General features: G+C 48.4%; 15 protein-coding genes and 1 pseudogene. 2 read left to right on the forward strand and 14 right to left on the reverse strand.

All coding sequences use genetic code 11. The annotated features are described in order from the left end of the window. Positions 1-33: 33 nt before the first annotated feature. From hisIE to hprK, 14 genes are all read right to left on the reverse strand, one after another. The gene (hisIE, locus tag A8F94_RS11410; protein ID WP_066199924.1) at positions 34-723 is read right to left on the reverse strand and encodes a bifunctional phosphoribosyl-AMP cyclohydrolase/phosphoribosyl-ATP diphosphatase HisIE; all 690 of its coding nucleotides are present in this window, start codon (positions 721-723) and stop codon (positions 34-36) included. Continuing rightward, positions 720-1,478 (reverse strand): imidazole glycerol phosphate synthase subunit HisF, encoded by a 759-nt coding sequence (gene hisF / locus A8F94_RS11415; protein ID WP_066199926.1) that lies wholly within the window; start codon positions 1,476-1,478, stop codon positions 720-722. Before hisF ends, hisIE begins: the two co-directional genes overlap by 4 nt. A 268-nt stretch (positions 1,479-1,746) precedes the next feature. Further along, the gene (gene hisA / locus A8F94_RS11420) at positions 1,747-2,472 is read right to left on the reverse strand and encodes a 1-(5-phosphoribosyl)-5-[(5-phosphoribosylamino)methylideneamino]imidazole-4-carboxamide isomerase (protein WP_066199928.1); all 726 of its coding nucleotides are present in this window, start codon (positions 2,470-2,472) and stop codon (positions 1,747-1,749) included. A gap of 108 nt (positions 2,473-2,580) precedes the next feature. Continuing rightward, on the reverse strand, positions 2,581-3,222 hold the full coding sequence (hisH, locus tag A8F94_RS11425) for an imidazole glycerol phosphate synthase subunit HisH (RefSeq protein WP_066199931.1): 642 nt from the start codon (positions 3,220-3,222) through the stop codon (positions 2,581-2,583). Positions 3,223-3,299: 77 nt separating this feature from the next. After that, the gene (gene hisB / locus A8F94_RS11430) at positions 3,300-3,890 is read right to left on the reverse strand and encodes an imidazoleglycerol-phosphate dehydratase HisB (protein WP_066199935.1); all 591 of its coding nucleotides are present in this window, start codon (positions 3,888-3,890) and stop codon (positions 3,300-3,302) included. Between the two features lie 220 nt (positions 3,891-4,110). Next, positions 4,111-5,382 (reverse strand): histidinol dehydrogenase, encoded by a 1,272-nt coding sequence (hisD, locus tag A8F94_RS11435; protein WP_066199937.1) that lies wholly within the window; start codon positions 5,380-5,382, stop codon positions 4,111-4,113. Then, on the reverse strand, positions 5,379-6,017 hold the full coding sequence (hisG, locus tag A8F94_RS11440; protein WP_066199942.1) for an ATP phosphoribosyltransferase: 639 nt from the start codon (positions 6,015-6,017) through the stop codon (positions 5,379-5,381). The genes hisD and hisG overlap by 4 nt, the downstream gene beginning before the upstream one ends. Beyond that, complete coding sequence (locus tag A8F94_RS11445; protein WP_066199945.1) at positions 6,010-7,185, reverse strand: ATP phosphoribosyltransferase regulatory subunit; 1,176 nt, start codon at positions 7,183-7,185, stop codon at positions 6,010-6,012. Before A8F94_RS11445 ends, hisG begins: the two co-directional genes overlap by 8 nt. Before the next feature lie 147 nt (positions 7,186-7,332). Next, entirely contained in the window at positions 7,333-9,045 is a 1,713-nt protein-coding gene (locus A8F94_RS11450; protein WP_066199948.1) for a cell wall-binding repeat-containing protein, read from the reverse strand. Positions 9,046-9,508: 463 nt separating this feature from the next. Next, entirely contained in the window at positions 9,509-10,042 is a 534-nt protein-coding gene (locus tag A8F94_RS11455; protein WP_066199950.1) for an acyltransferase, read from the reverse strand. Continuing rightward, positions 10,039-10,686, reverse strand: a complete 648-nt coding sequence (gene ppaX, locus A8F94_RS11460; RefSeq protein WP_066199957.1) for a pyrophosphatase PpaX — start codon at positions 10,684-10,686, stop codon at positions 10,039-10,041. The genes A8F94_RS11455 and ppaX overlap by 4 nt, the downstream gene beginning before the upstream one ends. 35 nt (positions 10,687-10,721) lie before the next feature. Beyond that, positions 10,722-11,663 (reverse strand): nucleoside recognition domain-containing protein, encoded by a 942-nt coding sequence (locus A8F94_RS11465; protein WP_066199960.1) that lies wholly within the window; start codon positions 11,661-11,663, stop codon positions 10,722-10,724. A gap of 125 nt (positions 11,664-11,788) precedes the next feature. After that, positions 11,789-12,628 (reverse strand): prolipoprotein diacylglyceryl transferase, encoded by an 840-nt coding sequence (gene lgt, locus A8F94_RS11470; protein WP_066199963.1) that lies wholly within the window; start codon positions 12,626-12,628, stop codon positions 11,789-11,791. Between the two features lie 37 nt (positions 12,629-12,665). Then, positions 12,666-13,604 carry an HPr(Ser) kinase/phosphatase gene (gene hprK / locus A8F94_RS11475; RefSeq protein ID WP_066199966.1) on the reverse strand — a complete coding sequence of 313 codons (939 nt, stop codon included), beginning with the start codon at positions 13,602-13,604 and terminating at the stop codon, positions 12,666-12,668. A 414-nt stretch (positions 13,605-14,018) separates the two neighbouring features. Between hprK and A8F94_RS11480 the strand changes: the two are divergent. Then, positions 14,019-14,350, forward strand: a pseudogene (locus tag A8F94_RS11480) (YnfA family protein). Between the two features lie 96 nt (positions 14,351-14,446). Further along, positions 14,447-15,256, forward strand: coding sequence for an N-acetylmuramoyl-L-alanine amidase (locus tag A8F94_RS11485; RefSeq protein WP_066199969.1), 810 nt, complete (start codon positions 14,447-14,449; stop codon positions 15,254-15,256). Positions 15,257-15,468 lie beyond the last annotated feature (212 nt).

Genomic DNA, 15,468 nt, shown 5'->3' on the forward strand with positions numbered 1-15,468 from the left:
AAAAAAGCCGGCACTAAGGCCAGGCTTCTTTTGCTAGTGGTTATCTTCCCTGACATGGCGCTCCTCGAGGACGGAGAGTACCTCCTTGAGGGGCAGTTTCTGTTCACGGAGCAGGACGAGCAAATGATAAAGGAGGTCAGCTGCTTCCCATTTGAGTTCCTCGGGATCGCGGTTCTTGGCAGCAATGATCACTTCACTCGCCTCTTCGCCAACCTTTTTGAGGATCTTATCGACACCTTTTTCAAAAAGATAGGTTGTGTAGGCGCCTTCCGGGCGGTTCTTTTCGCGATCCTCGATGAGTGCCTCAAGCTTTCTGAGAATGCCAAATTCATCCTCAATTATTTTTTTCACAAGTGTATAGTCTGCGAGGCTTACGTCCTCGGCCTCTTCCAGGATGGCATCCCTTGAATAAAGAGTCTGGTTGAAACAAGAGGTGGTCCCATTGTGGCAAGCAGGCCCGGCCGGATTGACAAGGACGACGAGGGCATCGCTGTCACAATCATATTTAATCTCTGTGACTGCCTGTGTATTCCCGCTCGTCCCGCCCTTATGCCACAGTTCCTGCCGCGAGCGGCTGTAGAACCATGTCTCGCCTGATTCAATGGTCCGCTGAAGTGACTCTTCGTTCATATAGGCGACAGTCAGTACTTCCTTCGTTTTGCTGTCCTGGACAACCGCCGGAATCAGGCCTTTTTCGTCAAAAGTTAAGCCGCTAATGTTCACCTGACCTCAATCCCTTCTCTTTTTAAAAATTGCTTCACTTCGGCAACAGATGTTTCTTTATAGTGGAAAATCGAGGCTGCCAAGGCCGCATCTGCTTTCCCCTCTCGGAAAACTTCGGCAAAATGATCCGCGTTGCCGGCCCCGCCAGACGCAATTACTGGTATGGTGACTGTCTCGCTGATTGCCTTTGTGAGTGCGATATCAAAGCCGCTCTTTTCGCCGTCACAATCCATGCTCGTCAGGAGGATCTCTCCGGCACCAAGTGCCTTGACCTGCTTTGCCCAGTCCAGCGCTTTTATGCCGGTCGGTTTCCGGCCGCCATGTGTATACACCTGCCACGTTCCCCAGTCCGGCTCGTATTTCGCATCAATCGCAACCACGATGCACTGCGATCCGAAATAATCGGCGCCTTCCTTTATTAATTCTGGTTTCTGGACCGCGGCGGTATTCAATGAAACCTTGTCTGCACCGGCGCGCAGGATCGTTTTCATGTCCTCAAGCGAATTGATTCCACCGCCAACTGTGAATGGAATGGCGAGCTCGGAAGCCGTTTGCCTCACAACCTCAACCATCGTCTTCCGGCCCTCATGTGACGCGGATATATCAAGGAAAACAAGCTCATCGGCTCCCTGTTCATCATAGTATTTGGCCATCTCGACCGGATCGCCGGCATCGCGGAGCTGGACAAACTGGATTCCTTTCACAACGCGCCCTTCTTTTACATCGAGGCAGGGGATAATTCGTTTCGTCAGCATCGGACCACCGCCTTTCTTTTTTGTAAATGGTTTGGATTTGGTTTCAAATCTATATTGGATTGGATTTGGTTACAAATCTATATTGGATTGGATTTCGTATTCGGACAGTTTTTTTCATAATTAAGACAGATTTATCTTTTATTAGGACAATTCCCTGAATAATTACGACAAATTTTCTTGTGATTCGGACAGATTTCTAACTAATTAGGACAAATCTTATAACGGTAGATTGAAGCATTGTTACCGAGTACCCATAATATCTCGTCTTTTATTCCCCTATCCGCAATGCCTCTTTCAACGTAAACCGCTGCTCATAAAGCGCTTTGCCGACAATTGCCCCGCTCACTCCTTCAGCAGCAGCAAGCCTCCTCAGGTCATCAAGCGAACTGACGCCACCTGAAGCGATGACTTCCTTTCCGGTGGCTTCAGCAAGCGCAACAGTTGCGTCAATATTTGGACCCGCAAGCGTTCCGTCAGTAGCAATATCGGTAAAAATAAACGTTTCTGCCCCTGCTTCCGCAAAGCGCCTCCCCAGGTCAACAGCCTTCACTTCGGAAGTTTCAATCCAGCCATGGGTGGCGACGAAGCCATTCCTGGCGTCAAGTCCAATCGCAATCCGGCTTCCATACCTTTCGATCATGGCAAGCGCAAATTCCGGATTGGAAATCGCGATACTGCCAATAATGACACGGGCGATTCCGTTATCAAGATAGTGGGCGATATCAGCCTCAGTCCGAATGCCTCCGCCAATCTGGATTTGCACGCCAGGCAGTTCCCGCGCAGCCTGAATCACAAAACGGTCATTCACCCGCTTGCCGTCCTTCGCTCCGTCGAGATCAACCATATGAATCCACGACGCACCATCCTCTGCAAACCGCTTCGCCATCTCAAACGGCGAATCCCCATAAACCGTCTCCTTCCCATAATCCCCCTGCAGCAAGCGGACACACCGCCCGCCCCTCATATCAATAGCCGGATAAATCGTAAAACTCATTTTCATACCTCCCTAAATAAAGGGGTCAGACCCCTGCCGTGGACTTTTCGCCCGGTTTGTCCACCACACACGGACAAAGCTTCTTCCACTCAACGTTTAATCGGCAAATCAGGTCGGTCCTGCTTTTGCTGCTTCGGCGAGGTTGAGGAAGTTTTGGAGGAGCTGGATGCCGAGCGGGCCGCTTTTTTCTGGGTGGAATTGCATGCCGTAAATATTGCCTTTCCCGACGACAGCGGCAACCTCTTCGTTATAATCTGCCTTAGCGATGAGAAACTCCGGGTTACACGCCTTAACGAAGTAGGAGTGGACAAAGTAGACATGGCCTTCGTTGAGTCCCGCAAGTATTGGGGATTCTTTCGCGAATTTCAGTTTGTTCCAGCCTATATGCGGAACCTTGTAGGGTGTCCCATCATCCGCCAATCCGGAAAACCGTTCAACTTTGCCAGGAAGTATGCCGAGCCCTTCTGTCGGGCCATTCTCCTCACTCTCTTCAAAGAGGAGCTGCATGCCGAGGCAGATGCCAAGTAATGGCTTGCCTGAAGCAGCATAGCCATGGAGCATGTCGGCAAGCCCTTCCGATTTTAATAGAAACATCGCATCCCGGAACGAACCAACTCCCGGAAGGATAAGCGCATCGGCATCTGCCAGCTCCGCGCGGTTACCGGAAAGAAAGTAGCCAGCTCCCAGCCGTTCAAGTGCTTTTGAGACACTGAACAAATTCCCCATTCCATAATCTATAATGCCAATCATTCATTTTCGTCCCTTCTAGCGGACGGCGCCCGGGGCTTCATTTCAACCTCATGGCCCTGCGCCGCTTTTCATAATCATTACAGCATCCCCTTGGTGGATGGCAGCTGATCCTTTAAGCCCGGGTCAATCGATGCTGCTTCATTTAATGCCCTCGCCAGCGCTTTGAAAATCGCTTCTATAATATGGTGAGTGTTTTTCCCATAATGAACGATAACATGCAAATTCATCCGGGCTTCAAGTGCAAGCTTCCAAAGGAATTCATGAACAAGTTCGGTATCAAACGTACCGACTTTCTCTGCAGGAAGCTCAGCACGCATCTCAAGGTGCGGACGGTTGCTCAGATCAATCACAACCTGTGCAAGCGCCTCGTCCATTGGCACAAACGCGTTGCCGTAACGGCGGATGCCGCGTTTTTCCCCGAGCGCCTCACGGATTGCCTGTCCAAGGCAAATCCCAATATCTTCTGTTGTGTGATGGTCATCTATCTCAATGTCGCCTTTTGCATCCACCATCAAATTGAACTGGCCATGCTTGGCGAATAAATCGAGCATATGAGTGAGAAATGGGACACCGGTTTCCAGTTCCGATCGTCCCTCCCCGTCAAGCTCGATTGAGAGTTTAATATTTGTTTCATTCGTTTTCCGTTCAATTTCTGCGATACGCTCCATTCTTGCTCCTCCAATCCAATTCCAGTTTGCTATAGTTAAGTTTTTATATGTTTTTTAAAAAAGTTATCAAGAGAGTTTTCGTCTTTATCAAGAGAGTTCACTGTTTTATCAAGAGTTTTCTCTGATTTATCAAGACTTTTCTATATTTTATCAAGATAGTTTTCAACTTTATCGAGACTTTCACTTTAAACCCATCCATCGTCCAATCTAGTGTTCCCATCTATTTATTCTTAAGCCTTGCCTCAACTGCCCTGGCATGTGCCTCGAGGCCTTCCAGGCGGGCAAAGCTGGCTATTTTTCCGGCATTGGCTTTGAAAGCCGCTCCGCTATATGAAATAATGCTCGATTTCTTTTGAAAATCATCTACATTGAGCGGGCTGGAGAACCGGGCTGTCCCATTCGTCGGGAGGACGTGATTCGGTCCGGCAAAATAATCTCCAACAGGCTCCGAGCTATACCTTCCAAGAAAGATTGCTCCTGCATGCCTTATTTTCCCGAGCAGCTCCATTGGATTTTCCGTAATAATTTCAAGATGCTCCGGAGCCAGCTCGTTAACCAGGCGGACCGCTTCATCCATGTCCTGCGCCACATAGATTGCACCATAATCCTCAATAGCCCGAAAAGCAATCTCGCGCCTCGGCAGCACATCCAGCTGCCTGTCAATTTCAAGCGCAACTTCCTCGGCCAACGCCTGGGATGTCGTCACCAGGACACTGCAGGCCCGCGGGTCGTGTTCAGCCTGTGACAACAGGTCGGCGGCAACTTCATCCGCATAGGCAGTTTCATCGGCAAGTACGGCAATTTCACTCGGCCCGGCAATCATGTCAATCGCAACATCGCCGTATACTTCTTTTTTGGCAAGCGCGACGTAAATGTTCCCGGGGCCAGTTATTTTATCAACAGAGGGAATGGACTCCGTTCCGTAGGCAAGCGCTGCAATGGCCTGGGCTCCGCCTACTTTATAAATTTCAGTTACACCGGCTTCCTTTGCGGCAACGAGCACTGCCGCTGGTATCCGCCCATTTCTGTCGGGGGGTGAAACCATCGCAATCCTTTCGACTCCGGCAACCTGGGCAGGTATGACATTCATGAGCACCGATGACGGGTAGGCTGCCGTGCCGCCCGGAACATAGACGCCCGCGCTATCAAGAGGAATGATCTTTTGACCGAGGATCGTGCCATTCTCCTCAGTTGTGAGCCACGACGGCCGCAGCTGCTTTTCATGAAAGGAGCGAATGTTGGCCGATGCTTCCTGGATGATTTCAATAAGACTTTCATCCACTTCCCGGTACGCCGCCTCCAATTCACTCTCCGTCACTTTAAAAGAAGCAAGCCTTACTCCGTCAAACTTCTCGGTGTATTCACGGACTGCTTCGTCGCCACGGGCCCTAACATCTGCCAAAATTCGTTTGACTATTTTGAGCTGGTCGCTTGTTCCTGATTCAACCGACCGTTTAATCGATACAGCTTCTTCTGCAAAAACAATTTTCATAGACGTTCACCTCCGACAACCTTGCTCAACCTGCTGACCATGTCGTTAATCAACTCATCCTTCATCCGATAGCTGACCGGATTCACAATCAGCCTCGAGGTGATGGCAGCTATTTTTTCGAATTCAACAAGCCCATTTTCCTTCAGTGTCCGGCCGGTTGAAACAATGTCTACAATCCGGTCCGCCAGTCCAATTAGCGGTGCCAGCTCAATCGAACCATTCAGCTTAATGATTTCAACCTGCTCCCCCTGCTCCCGAAAATAGGCTGCTGCCACTTGAGGATACTTCGTGGCGATTTTCGGAGCGATATCATTCATTTTCGTTCCAGGCAGCCCGGCAACTGCCAAATAGCACGAGGAAATTTTCAAATCCAATAGTTCGTATACATCGCGTTCTTCCTCGAGCATTACATCCTTACCGGCAATGCCAAGGTCCGCGACGCCATGCTCGACATAGGTGGGAACATCCATTGGCTTTGCCAAAATAAATCGCAGCTTTTCGTTTTCTGCCTCGATAATCAATTTCCGAGATTCATCAAACTCCGGGGGCAATTGATAATCTGCTTCCCTAAGTAAATCAGCCGCTTCCTCAAAAATTCTCCCTTTCGGCATTGCAATCGTTAACCATTTATCCATTCTGAATCCCTCCAAGGAGGTAGGTAATTTCATCAAAGTTCCTCGCGAACGCATCGACATCCCTGACACCGCCAATGTCCTGAAGTACGGCCCGCTTGCCTTTTTTTCGTAAAATTGACGCCGTTTGGAACGCTTCCTTCCTTCGTTCCGGCGAAAAGAGTATGCAATAGATCGGCTCATCCGTTTTAATCGTGCCAAGTGCCTGAAGCAGGCGGTCAATCCTGATTGCAAATCCGGTTGCACCCGCAGTCCTGCCGAATTTTTCAAGCAGCCCATTGTACCGGCCTCCGTTCCCAAGCGGAAAACCGACCCGATCCGCATATACCTCAAACAAGATGCCTGTGTAATAGCTCATATGGCTGACAAGCGTCAGGTCAAACTTTACCCTGCTGCCTACACCATAATCCTCAAGGATTCCCCATAATTCACTCAGCTGGCCAATTGCATCCCGGCCTGTTCCGTTTTCCGTCAAACCAAGTGCATGCTCAATCACATCCGGTCCGCCGCGCAATTCGAGAAACTGTAGGAGCCGCTGCCGGTCGATGGAAGATAGTGCGAGACTATTCACGTGCTCCCGGTAGCCGACGTAATTTTTTTCATAAAGGAATTTGCGAAGTTGCTCGGCGCGCTCGCTTGTGCCTAAAATTTGCTGAAACAGCTCCTCAACAAAACCGATGTGGCCGATTGAAATCTGGAACTCTTTCAATCCCGCCGCTTCCAGCGATTCTGTTAAAAGTGCGATCATCTCTCCGTCACATGAAACCGTCTCGTCATTCAGGCACTCTACCCCAATTTGTTCAAACTCTGCCGGACGGCCGCCTTCACGCTGCTGGGCCCTAAATACATTTGCAGAGTATGCCAATTTCAAAGGTGTATCATCCTTCATCAAGCGGGATGCCGCTACCCGTGCAATAGGCGCTGTCATATCAGGCCTGAGTACAAGCGTGTGCCCCTGCTGGTCAAGAAGCTTGAACAGCCGCCTGTCAAGAATTGCTGACGCCGCACCGACTGTTTCGTAATACTCCAATGCCGGTGTTTCAATAAACCGATAGCCCCATTGGCCAATCGTTTCTTCGACCGAAGTGCGCACCTTTTTCTTTTTTTCAAAAAGCTCAGGCAGCGTATCACGCATGCCCAGCGGTTTTTCAAACATAAACAAACGATCCACTCTGCTCATCCTTTTCTGCGCTTATTGCTTTAGTTCGCTAATGTGATAATATATTAAAGATTTTACTCCTTAGACAAAAAAACGTCAAATATAATGCTAAAAAAATAGCCACCCCGCGATATGCAGGATGGCTACGATACTTTCCGTCTATTTAATGTAACCTTTCAATTGGGACTCAGTTTGGGGAGTTATCGACCCTTCCCCGCCAACAAGAAACATCAAGTCTGTTTTTCCCCTGTTAGCCTCCAGGAAGTTTGCAACCTTCCCTTCAAGTTTTGCTGATGTTGTTAACAATATTGGGGCAAAATGATAATTTGCAAGCGGAGCTCCGGAAAGAGCATCCGGGAAGAGGTCCCCCCTAACAAAGGCTATTGTGCTTAAATCCATCCTATAGTTTGCCATACTATACTTTGCCACATTTATACTAACTTCATAGCGGTCTTTCCCCGAAATCCGCTCCACTACGGCCCCCGGACGCAGCTGTTTCACCTTGCTGATAACCGTGTCTTTCACCGTTCCAGGTCCGCCGACAATAATGTAGTTGGATATTTCAGGATGATTTTTGATGAATGTTTCAATAGATGCTGGAATTGTGCCAGATCGGACTAGCAGAATCGGCATTCCGGCAGGTCCGGCAATCGATGAAGCAGACAGGGCATCCGGAAACACTTCCCCGCTGGCAATAATAGCCATATCCGAATCCATACCTGATGAAACCCTTTCAGCAAGACTCGCAGAGACCGCATAACGGTCACTTCCGCCAATCCGCTGGATATCGGTAACACCAAGGTTCTTCAATTGCTCTACTACAGCCGGGGAAACCGAACCTTCCCCGCCAAGAATGATTACCCTTTCCGGCTGATAATCTGCAATCCTTGCCTTAATCCGATCTTCAAGTTTATTGGTCCGAGTCAACAGAACCGGAGCATTTTCCATATATGCAAGCGGCCCACCGGACAGGGCATCAGGATACAAATCACCTCTAGCGAGAATAATCGTGTCACTTCCGAACCCCCGGTATTCAAGAACACTATAGACATTGGAAGATACCTCATAGCGATCTTTTCCCGGAATCCTCATTGTTCCTGGAAGCAGGATAGTAAACATTTCAGTGACAATATTTTGATTTGTCCCTCTTCCGGTAAAAATGATTTCGCTTTGGCCTGCAGCCAGGTGGATATTCTCAAACTTGAACGTTCCATCATTTTCAATATTATAAACCGGATACGTTTCATTCCCATTGTTGATATCAACTTCCAAATAGTAACCATCAAAAATGCCCTCTGCCGGATAGCTTGCAAACGTTCCCTTGCTTAACCGGATTTCGTTGCCCGGCCAGTTGGTAATTTCAAGCTTAGGAAGGATTGGGTCGGGAGCAATGTTAAAATCTCCCCTAAGAACATAGTTATAACCGACAGGCGTATCACTTAGGCCCATTGTTACAAAATAATATCCTGTCCCCTCCTCAAGTATGTACTTACCAGGGGCTGTTTCCTCTATCAGTTCCTCTGTCCCCACCTCATAAATGAGATATTCAACATCTTCGCTGCTTCCTTGATTTTCAACCGTCAAGGTACCACCGAAAGTTACAAACCAGTATTCATGAAATTGATACATATCAATTTTATTAGCAAGCGTAACGGAAGTGGCATTCGTCTCTGTGCTGGCAGCCGTTAGCTGAACCGGTGCAGGCTCAACCCTGTCAGCAGCCATGCTCAGATATTGCTCTGCTTTTAATTTTTCATTTCCCTCCGAAACCGCAGGGCCGCTGTTAGCACGGGCGGGCAAGTTCGTCATGACGCATGAAGCTACAAGGAAAACAGTTGCTAGGCTTAAAGATAGTTTTGAAACTAGTTTCATGGTAGCGCTCCTATTATTATATTTTGAAATACGAATCTATTTTAGCAGATTCTGGTGCTTACGAATTGGGAGAAACTACTCATTTTTACAAAATTCTTTCTATTCTATCAAAAAAAAGCTATGTTAAACAACGTTGTTGATTTCCGCTTCAGGCGCTTCGCTTTCCACGGGCGGCCTGGGAGCCTGTCTAGCTGCGGCTCCTAGCTCCTCGAGGTCGCTTCGGTCCTTCAGTTGAAGTCAAAGAACGACTTCTGCTTCAGGCCCTCCAGCGCTTGTCGGAGCTGGGCAGTCGCCTCCGCTTTTCTTTCTCCTCGGCGCAAGCGCCTGCGGGGTCTCCCACTGACCTTTTCTCCCGTAGGAGTCTTCGCGCCTTCCGCTTCAATCAACAATGCTAATAATCAACAATATTTATTAACATAGCTAAAAAAAAGAGAGCCTCCACATCAGCGGAAAGCTCCCTACATTATTGATTCGTACCATAAATCGGGTCTTGTTCATTTCGTTTAGCGAGTTCTTCGGCGGTGTAGATCATCCGCATCGGGTTGCCGCCGACAAACGAGCCGGCCGGGACGTCCTTATGGACAAGGGTTCCGGCGGAAACAATCGCACCGTCCCCAATGACGACACCAGGGAGGATGGTCGAGTTGGCGCCAATCATGACTTCGCTGCCAATCCGCACCTCGCCCAGGCGGTATTCTTTAATCAGATACTCGTGAGCGAGGATCGTTGTATTGTAGCCAATCACGGTGTTGCGCCCGACCGAAATCTTTTCCGGGAACATGCAATCCAGCATCACCATCAGCGCGAACGAGGTCTGTTCGCCGACGTTCATCCCTAGGAAATTCCGGTACAGCCAGTTCTTCATTCCAAGAAACGGCGTATAGCGGGCCAACTGGATGACAGCGAAGTTCTTGACTACTTTTAAAAAAGGGACGGTTTTGTATATATGCCAAAGCGAATTTGCGCCTTCGACGGGATACCGCTCAGTGCGCCTCATTCCGCCTTTGCCTCTACAATATCGAGGATATCGGCCATGCTTTCAAGCATGAAGTCCGGCTCGAATTTTTCCAAGTACTCACGGCCCTTGGCTGACCAGGCAACCCCCGCGGTCTTTGTCCCCGCGTTTTTACCCGCCAGGATGTCGTGGTAGTTGTCGCCGACCATAATGGCTGTATCCGGATTTGAGCCCAATTTTTCCAAAGCAAGCAGGATCGGTTCCGGGTCGGGCTTTTCCTTTGTCACATGGTCAAGGGCGACAATAACGTCAAAGTACTCGTCCAGTTTGGAAAGCTTCAAACCCTTCAAAACGACATCATGCATTTTTGTCGTGACGATGCCAAGCTTGTAGCCGCCTTCTTTCAATTCCTTGACCGCTTCCAGGACACCGGTGAATTCCTTGACAAGAGTGTCATGGTTTTCAAGATTGAAATTTCGATAGGTAAGAATCATTTCTTCGACGTTGTCCGGATCCATCGCACCGAACGTCTCGCGGAGGGATGGCCCCATGAACGGGAGAACGTCATCCCGGCTGTATTTATTCGGATAGTAAATACCCAGCGTATGCACGAACGACTGAATGATTAAGTCGTTCGTATCAATCAGCGTTCCATCGAGGTCGAACAGGATTGTATCAATTTTCATACCGAGGTAGCTTCCTTTCCATCTTAAAAAACAGCTTAAACATTGATTTCTTTCCGGCGAATCATGCCGGCCCGCTTCCAGATTGAGCCGACAATCAGCGTCAGCAGAACAGCGACGCCAATCCTGATGAGCAAGAGCGGCCAAACTGGAATGCCAAGCGGAATAAAAATAAGTGTATCCTCGACAACCGCATGGCAGGAAACGAGGAAAATGAATGCGAGCGTTACATCCTTTTTACTGACACCATCTTCTTCGACAGCCTGGATCATGACTCCAGCTCCGTAAGCAAGACCAAACAGGAGCCCCGCTGCCATCGTTGTCGATGTATTTTCCTGCATGCCGAGCGTGCGTGTCAATGGCGCCATTGTTTTCGAAAACTTGCCAAGCCACTGCAGGTCTTTTAACACCTGGATTGCAATCATAAGCGGAATGACAATTAGAGCAAGCTGGACAATGCCAATGCCGGCCTTCTCAACTGCCTCAAGCAGGATTGCAGCCGTTCCGACAGCCGGTTCATCTGTTGCCTGGATGAAGCCGTACACCGCCCGGCTGCCGCCTCCATGCCAGACAAGATTGATGACCGCCGCAGAAATGAACGCCAGCCCAAGCCTGACGGTAAGCACAATCCAAATTTTCACGCCAGCTTTCATCGCAACGGTGCTTTCAATAATCAAGTTATGTGAAAAGCTCAGCATCACCGCAAGGATAAATACTTCTTTTACGGTAAAATCAAGAGTCAGAATCGCTCCGATTGCAGCATAAAGGTTCAGGAAATTGCCGAGCACAAGCGGAATCGCTGCCTCCCCAGGCAAGCCAATCAGCCTCATCAGCGGCTCAATCGCCTTCATCAGCCATGGCAAAACAGGTGTATATTGTAAAATGGACACGATCAGCGTGACCGGAAAAATCACTTTCCCAAGCGACCACGTGGTCTTCATGCCAACCAGGAGCCCTTTTTTAAATGAATCAGCCAGCATATCTTTAAAATTCCTCCGGTCCTGTTTCCAGAATATTCTGCACTTAAAGAATTATTTCTAAAATCGCTGAATTGTTGAAAAAACTGTTCGAATTCATGAAAAAACCGCTGAATTATGACGAATTATTAGTTCGCTACTACGTCCTTACCAGCTCCATCGTCATCAAGATACCGCGCCTCAGCAAGGCCTTTTTTACGCCGATAGACTATCAGCGCTACCGCGGCAACAATCAGGACGAGCGAAATGACCTGCGCAATTCGAAGCGGCCCAAGCATCAGGCTGTCCGTACGTAATCCTTCGATGAAGAAGCGCCCAACAGAATACCAAATCACGTATGCAAGGAAGCTTTCCCCGCGGCGCAAATTGACGCGGCGAAGCCAGAGCAGCAAAGCAAACCCGAGGAAATTCCACAATGACTCATACAAAAAAGTCGGGTGATAGTAAACTCCGTTGATTTCCATCTGGTTGACAATCCAGTCCGGCAGCATCAGCCCTTCGAGGAAATCACGTGATACTTCTCCGCCATGCGCCTCCTGGTTCATGAAATTTCCCCAGCGGCCAATCGCCTGGCCAAGGATTATGCTTGGCGCCGCAATGTCTGCGAGCTTCCAGAATGATATACCGCGCGCCCGTGTAAAGAAGTACGCTGTCAAGACTGAGCCGATCAGCGCACCATGAATCGCAATCCCGCCTTGCCAAATCTTAATAATATCACCGGGATTGTCCGCATAAAGCTCCCATTGAAAAATGACATAATAAATCCGAGCCGAAAGAATCGCAATCGGGATTGCCCAAATCATTAAATCGGGGAATGTCTCCTTATGCAACCCCCTCCGGTCACCTTCGCGCATCGCCAGATACAGTGCAAGTGCAAGCCCAGTGCCGATAATCAGCCCATACCAGTGTACCTGAAACGGCCCAAGTGAAAACGCAATCGGATCAAGTGCAGCATACTTGTCTTCCATCCTCATTCTCCTTCATTCTCTCTGTTTTTTAAAAAAGCTAGAGCATATCTTCATGGTCGCCATCACCAATGGCATGGTTCAGCTTTTCAGTGAACTGCTGGGCAGCATTGACGCCCATTCTCTTGAGTCTGTAATTCATTGCAGCCACTTCAATAATAACGGCAAGGTTTCGCCCTGGGCGGACAGGTACGGTCAGCTTGGTAATTTCAGAGTCCAGAATCTTAAGTTTTTCCTCATCAAGACCGAGGCGGTCATATTGCTTGTGCTTGTCCCAAATTTCAAGGTCAATGTTCATCGTGATTCGCTTGTGGCTCCGGACAGCGCCCGCCCCGAACAAAGTCATTACATTGATAATTCCAAGACCGCGAATTTCCAGCAAATGCTCAATTAACTCAGGAGAGGTACCGGTTAACACATCCTGGTCTTCCTGGCGAATTTCAACACAGTCATCGGCAACCAGCCGATGGCCGCGCTTAACGAGTTCAAGAGCGGTCTCACTTTTACCAACACCGCTCTTGCCGGTGATTAACACACCGACACCGTACACATCAACCAAAACCCCGTGAACAGCTGTCGTCGGCGCAAGCTTTGCTTCGAGGAAGTTAGTGAGGTTCCCAGAGAAACGGGTTGTCTTTTGGCCTGTCCTAAGCACAGGCACCGAATCGCGTTCAGCGGCTTCAATCAGTTCAGGCGGCACTTCCTGCCCGCGTGTAATAATGACAGCCGGGGTAATGTCGGTACAAAGTTCCTCCATCCTGGCAACGCGTTCAGTCTTTTCCAGCCTTTCAAAAAACGTAAGTTCGGTCATGCCAAGCAGCTGGATCCTGTCTGCAGGATAATAGTTGAAATAGCCTGCAAGCTCAAGGCCAGGCCGTGACAGGTCACTCGTTGTAATCGGCCGGTCTATTCCCTCTTCACCACAAATGAGTTCCAGCTTGAAATGTTCATAAATATCCCTGGTGCGTACTTTTTGCAAACTCGGTTCCCCCTTCTCGACTCAATTGTAAAGTTATATATAAACCGTCGATTTAAATGCAGTTTATCATTCTTCCTATTTTAGCATTAATTGTCCTGGAACCAAAGAGTGGAATTCCGGGTTTAGACAGCACAGCGATTACGCCCTATACTGAAACTTAGCAAACGGCTGAATTTAGCAAGGCTGATGCTTTACAAGGGTTTCCCCGATCATTAAATGACTACTTATATTTTGCAAATGTAACCTTTATGTCCATTCAAGCCCTGAACGCCTATTGGTTACATTTGATACTAATTCAAGACTCAAACCGTAACCAAGAGTGTCTAGTTAGAAATTAGACTAAAATGGTATCGATAACCTTATTGAGGACGTTTTAACTGATATTTTTAGATAGTGATTTACAAAAGGAGGAAGATTATGGCTGCTTCAATTTTATTATTTATATTAGCAGGTCTTGCGGAAATTGGCGGAGGGTATTTGGTGTGGCTATGGCTTAGGGAAAGCAGGCCGTTATGGTACGGAATTGCCGGCAGCTTAATTCTTGTGGCGTACGGCGTCATCCCAACATTACAGAAATTCCCGACCTTTGGCCGGGTGTACGCTGCTTATGGGGGAGTGTTTGTTATCCTGGCGGTACTATGGGGCTGTGGGGTGTCGACAAAAAGACTCCAGACCTGTATGACTGGATCGGAGCGGCAATTTGTCTTGTCGGGGTTTCGGTCATACTGTGGGCACCCCGAAACTGACAAGGTTTTGTCACTATTTTTCTAGTTTGGCATGTCCTTTGTGATGCTTTTTCCATATATAAAAGATGAAAACAGTATGGAAAGGAGCTGTCAAAAATGAAGATTATGCTGGATGCTGGCCATGGCTATTCAACGGCTGGAAAACGAAGCCCTTCTGGGATGAAGGAGTTCGAATTTAACCGGGCTGTTGCCGCCTATGCACGTCAGGAGCTTGAAACCCATCATAATGTAACGGTTTATTTCGCCCACTCCGATAATCATGATGTACCTCTCCAGGAAAGGACAGACAAAGCAAATAGGCTGAACGTCGGCGCCTATATTTCGATTCATGCAAATGCCTATCAATCTACATGGAACAGCGCCAATGGAATTGACACATTCGTCTATATTACTAAACCGACGGAAGCGTATGAGCTTGCACTAAAGGTACAAAGTCACCTGGTTGCAATGACTGGCCGTCGGAACAGGGGGGTAAAGACCGCAGACTTCCACGTGTTGCGCGAGACAAACATGACCTCCATCTTATGCGAATGCGGATTTATGACAAACAAGGAAGAGGAAGCGTTGCTCCGGTCGGATACATACAGAAGGACAGTCGCCAGGGCGATTGTAGCCGGGATTGCCGAACAGTATCATTTGAATAAAAAATCCGCTACAAAACATGCTCCAAAACCGGATATTGGCGCTGATCTGTACAAAGTTCAGGCGGGTGCTTTCAAAGACAGGCAAAACGCAAATGTCCTCTTAGAGCGGTTGAAGGCCAAAGGCCATGAAAGCTTTGTTATTAAGGAAACGCACGGGTTCTTTAAAGTTCAGTCCCGCACTTTTCAAAACAAGGAAAATGCCGATACCCTCGTAAAAAAGCTTTCTCGCGACAGGTTCGACGCCTTTGTCTATCGAGACTAATTCCCGCAGATTTGCGGGAATTTTTTTCGGGTCATGAATAGTCGATCACTTGAAAAGACATTTGACAAACCAAATAAATGACAAAATTACCTTCAAATCCGCGAAATGTGATTCAACGCGCCGATAAATGAGGATCCTCCACCTCAAAACTATATCTACTTACCCCACGCCCCTGCACAAAGAAAAAACCCGCCTGGCTAGGGAGGCCGGCG

This window comes from Bacillus sp. FJAT-27225 (genome assembly GCF_001685025.1).
In the GTDB taxonomy this organism is placed as follows: Bacteria; Bacillota; Bacilli; order Bacillales; family Cytobacillaceae; genus Bacillus_D.